We start from the raw sequence: 3,504 nt of genomic DNA on the forward strand, positions 1-3,504 counted from the left end.
AGCTAAGTTAGTTTAGTATCAAGCCTAGTAAGTAAGGAATAATAACCTTATTTACTAGGCTTTTTTATTTATAAAAATATAGAAAATTTAATAAAAAATAGCAAAAAAGTATTGACGATACGCGATTAATCGCGTATAATAGTATTATAAGATAAATCAAACGGAGGTAAGTTAAAATGACTAAGAAAGAATTAATGATAAAAGCACATCAAATGACAAAGGAAATTAAAAATGAATATCAAGAAGTTGATTATAAATTCCAATTAGGTTTATGTTTAGCTTATCTTCAAAGTGAAGGAGAGGTTGAAATGGCAGTAGAAGAAAAATTACAAAACTTAGGATATAAAGTTTGGAGTAAAAATGATTCAGAAGGTAATGTTATAGCTAAAAGAATATATGTTAATAATTTAATGGAATTAGCTGAAAAATTAAACATTGAACTTTTAAATCCAAAAGCTTTAAGAAAAAATAGTATGTATTTTGATTGCATGACAGAAAAGTTTTGCTTTAATGTAACATCAAGCAGAGTTGCAATAGTAGAAAGGATGATTGAAGAATTAAGAAAATAATATGAAGAGTTGCTAGATCTCTTTAAAACTAGCTAATAAAAAATATTGGAGGAATGTAATTATGAATAAATTAGTTGGAGTTAGATGGGGAGATTTAAGAGAGGAAACTAAGAATTTTCTTTTAGGAAATTTAAATGTTTGGGAAGATATAAAAGACGGTGAGTGTATATTTGACTTAACAGATAGTCTATCTGTAGCAGGATATATAAAGCGTACAGAGGATGATATTGAGTATATAGTAGATGATGAAGCTATTATATATAATCCTAGTGAGGGACTTTTATTAGAGGCTAAAGAATTAAAATTAGAAATAGATGAAGTAATGACAGTAAATGAAGCTGCGGAAATATGGGGGAAGGCAGAAAGCACTATAAGATCAGCTATAAATAGCAAGAAGTTCGTTCCAGGCGTGGATTATAGAAAAGCAGGCAGAATAACTCTTATAACGAAAGAGGCTATGGAAAGGATTTACGGAGAGAAAAAATGTCACAAGGAATAAAAAAGAATTTAATAGGAAGTAAAATTAAATTGCCATTAATAGAAAGATAGATGATAAAGATATAACAAAAAATTATTAATAGGAAATATATATAATAAAATGAAAATCGGCAACATACAAATTATGAATGCTACCGATTAAGAAGAAAATGATAAAAAAATAGTAATACATTCTAGCAATAATAGTATTATCTAAAAGAGAGTATATTATACATATAATTTATTCAGAAAGTTAATTAATGTGAAGGATATTAATTAATTCGTGATAAGATAAGAAAGATACGTAAAAAGGTGTTTAAAAACTGAATAAAAGTAGATATAATTAAAAAGAAGATACATCGTAGTAAAGATTATTTAATTTTTACTAGCATCATTTGTTATACATAGAATAGCACTCAGGTTAATTGGGTGCTATTCTTGTATATTGAAGTCGTGAAATAATAGAATAAATACGCTAAAGATTATTTCAAGAAGTAGGAAATTTGCTTATAATTAAGTTGTAATACTTATTAATTAATTATAAAGTAATAATGATTCAACACATCATTCATGCATATTTCAACTATAATTTAAATATACTGATAATAATTGTTTATAAGTATTACATAGCTCTTAATTTTTATCAGGTAGCACTCGGTTCATACTGGGTGCTATTTTCGTATGATAAGATAAAATATACGTTAAATACTATTTTAGAGATGAATAAAATTAGATATAATTGAGAATATAATACTTAATAATAGCTCTGTATGTGTATGTAGTTATTTCTCTTTGAAAATTCTAATTAGGCTATAAGTATTATAGATAACTTTTTAATATTTATCCGTGGAGCACTCGGTTTATACTGGGTGCTTTTTTATGTTTAAATATAATGAAAAGCAATATAAAAATGTATAATTTTAAGTTGTGTATCTATATCAACAGTATTTCCTAAAAAGATTTTAATATACTATTAATAAAAGTCGTATTTTGTCGCATTTAAAGATATTTTATCGAAACTCTTGATAAAATATTAATTTTAATATTAAAATATCTATGTAATTTTTATATTAATAAGGAGGATTAAATAATGAAAAACAAAAGTATAATTTTAACATTAATAGTATCACTTTTTATTGGAATAGCATCCGGAAGTAGTAATATGACTCAGCAAGAATATGAGAAACTTGTAAGTAATATGGATTCACAAGTTTCTCATATTGCGGAAATTGATAAACTTATAGCTAAAGAAAAAGAAACAAATGCAGTATTAGTTTCTGAGAAAGAAGAAAAAGAAAGAATCGCTAAGGCCGAAGCAGAACGCTTAGCTAAAGAAGCAGCTGAAAAAAAGAAATCAGAAGAGGAAGCAGCTAAAAATAATTCATCTAATAATACTTCAGGAAATGTTGCTGCTAATTCTGGAAATAATAATACTAGTTCTGGGAATACTGTTACCAATAGAAGTGAGGAAGCAATTGGAGAAATGGTGTGGCTATCAGAAACAGGAAATAAATATCATAGCAAAAACAATTGTGGAAGAATGAATCCAAATAGAGCAAGACAAGTAACGTTAAAACAAGCACAAAGTCGATATGAACGTTGTGATAAATGCTGGTAGGAGGATATTTTAATGGGAATTAGTTTTAGAAAATCAATTAAAATAGGAAACAATACAAGGATAAACCTATCTAGTAAAGGAGGCCTTGGAATATCAACTGGTGTTAAAGGGGCTAGAATAAGCACCAATAAGCAAGGTACAAGAATTTATGGATCTGTAGGCCCTATGAGATATCAGAAAAAAATATCTAAAGCTTCAAATATATCTAAAATTTCAAATATAGAAACAGTAAATGAAAGTCAAACGAATACTAATATGAAAGAGACTACGACTGAATCTAATAAAAAAGGTTTTAAGAAGTTTTTTAAGAAATACTATAAACAAATAATTATTGCAATTATTGGATTAATGATAGGAAGTTTAATTGGAGGAATTGGAAGAATTTCAAATGCTGAAGTTGAACAAGTAAAAAAAGAAATAGAGACTAACAATTCAATAATAAGAAAAAAAGAGAGCGAGTTAAATAGTATTTTATCTCAAAATGAAAAATTAAGAAATTAGAACTTTAATTTTAAATTATTAATACATATTATTAGTAAACTAGACAATTATATTATATCTATCTTATTTTGACATAAGACTAAGAAATAAAAAATATATTAAAATCATAATAAATTTGATATACTTTATAGTGGTTTTTATATAAATGGAGGAATGGAATTTTGAGTAATTTAAAGAAAAATAACAATAATAAGAAACTCTTCTATATTCAAACATGGGGATGCCAAATGAATGAAGAAGATTCGGAAAAGCTATCAGGTATGCTTAAAAGTGTAGGATACACTAAAACTGAATCAATAGAGGAAGCTGGCATAATAATATATAATACTTGCTGCGTAA

General features: G+C 26.2%; 4 protein-coding genes and 1 pseudogene. All 5 read left to right on the forward strand.

Annotated elements, in window-relative coordinates; all coding sequences use genetic code 11:
* The first annotated feature begins 176 nt into the window (after positions 1-176).
* On the forward strand, positions 177-569 hold the full coding sequence (locus NSA50_RS19535; RefSeq protein WP_257448195.1) for a hypothetical protein: 393 nt from the start codon (positions 177-179) through the stop codon (positions 567-569).
* Positions 570-630: 61 nt separating this feature from the next.
* Positions 631-1,068: a helix-turn-helix domain-containing protein gene (locus tag NSA50_RS19540; RefSeq protein WP_257448197.1), complete on the forward strand. Its 438-nt coding sequence runs from the start codon at positions 631-633 to the stop codon at positions 1,066-1,068.
* Positions 1,069-2,136: 1,068 nt separating this feature from the next.
* A complete protein-coding gene (locus tag NSA50_RS19545; RefSeq protein WP_257448199.1) occupies positions 2,137-2,664 on the forward strand; it encodes a hypothetical protein in 528 nt (175 codons plus the stop codon).
* Positions 2,665-2,676: 12 nt separating this feature from the next.
* Positions 2,677-3,165 (forward strand): DUF4236 domain-containing protein, encoded by a 489-nt coding sequence (locus NSA50_RS19550; RefSeq protein ID WP_257448201.1) that lies wholly within the window; start codon positions 2,677-2,679, stop codon positions 3,163-3,165.
* 158 nt (positions 3,166-3,323) lie between these two features.
* Positions 3,324-3,504: pseudogene (locus NSA50_RS19555) on the forward strand (tRNA (N6-isopentenyl adenosine(37)-C2)-methylthiotransferase MiaB); the annotation flags it as partial.

Origin of the sequence: Clostridium mucosae (assembly GCF_024622765.1) — a bacterium.
Taxonomy (GTDB): Bacteria; Bacillota; Clostridia; order Clostridiales; family Clostridiaceae; genus Clostridium.

Excerpts from the sequence above, each read along its gene's own strand:
- NSA50_RS19540 (WP_257448197.1), top strand. The coding sequence starts at position 631 with ATGAATAAATTAGTTGGAGTTAGATGGGGAGATTTAAGAGAGGAAACT.
- NSA50_RS19535 (WP_257448195.1), top strand. The coding sequence starts at position 177 with ATGACTAAGAAAGAATTAATGATAAAAGCACATCAAATGACAAAGGAA.
- NSA50_RS19545 (WP_257448199.1), top strand. The coding sequence starts at position 2,137 with ATGAAAAACAAAAGTATAATTTTAACATTAATAGTATCACTTTTTATT.
- NSA50_RS19550 (WP_257448201.1), top strand. The coding sequence starts at position 2,677 with ATGGGAATTAGTTTTAGAAAATCAATTAAAATAGGAAACAATACAAGG.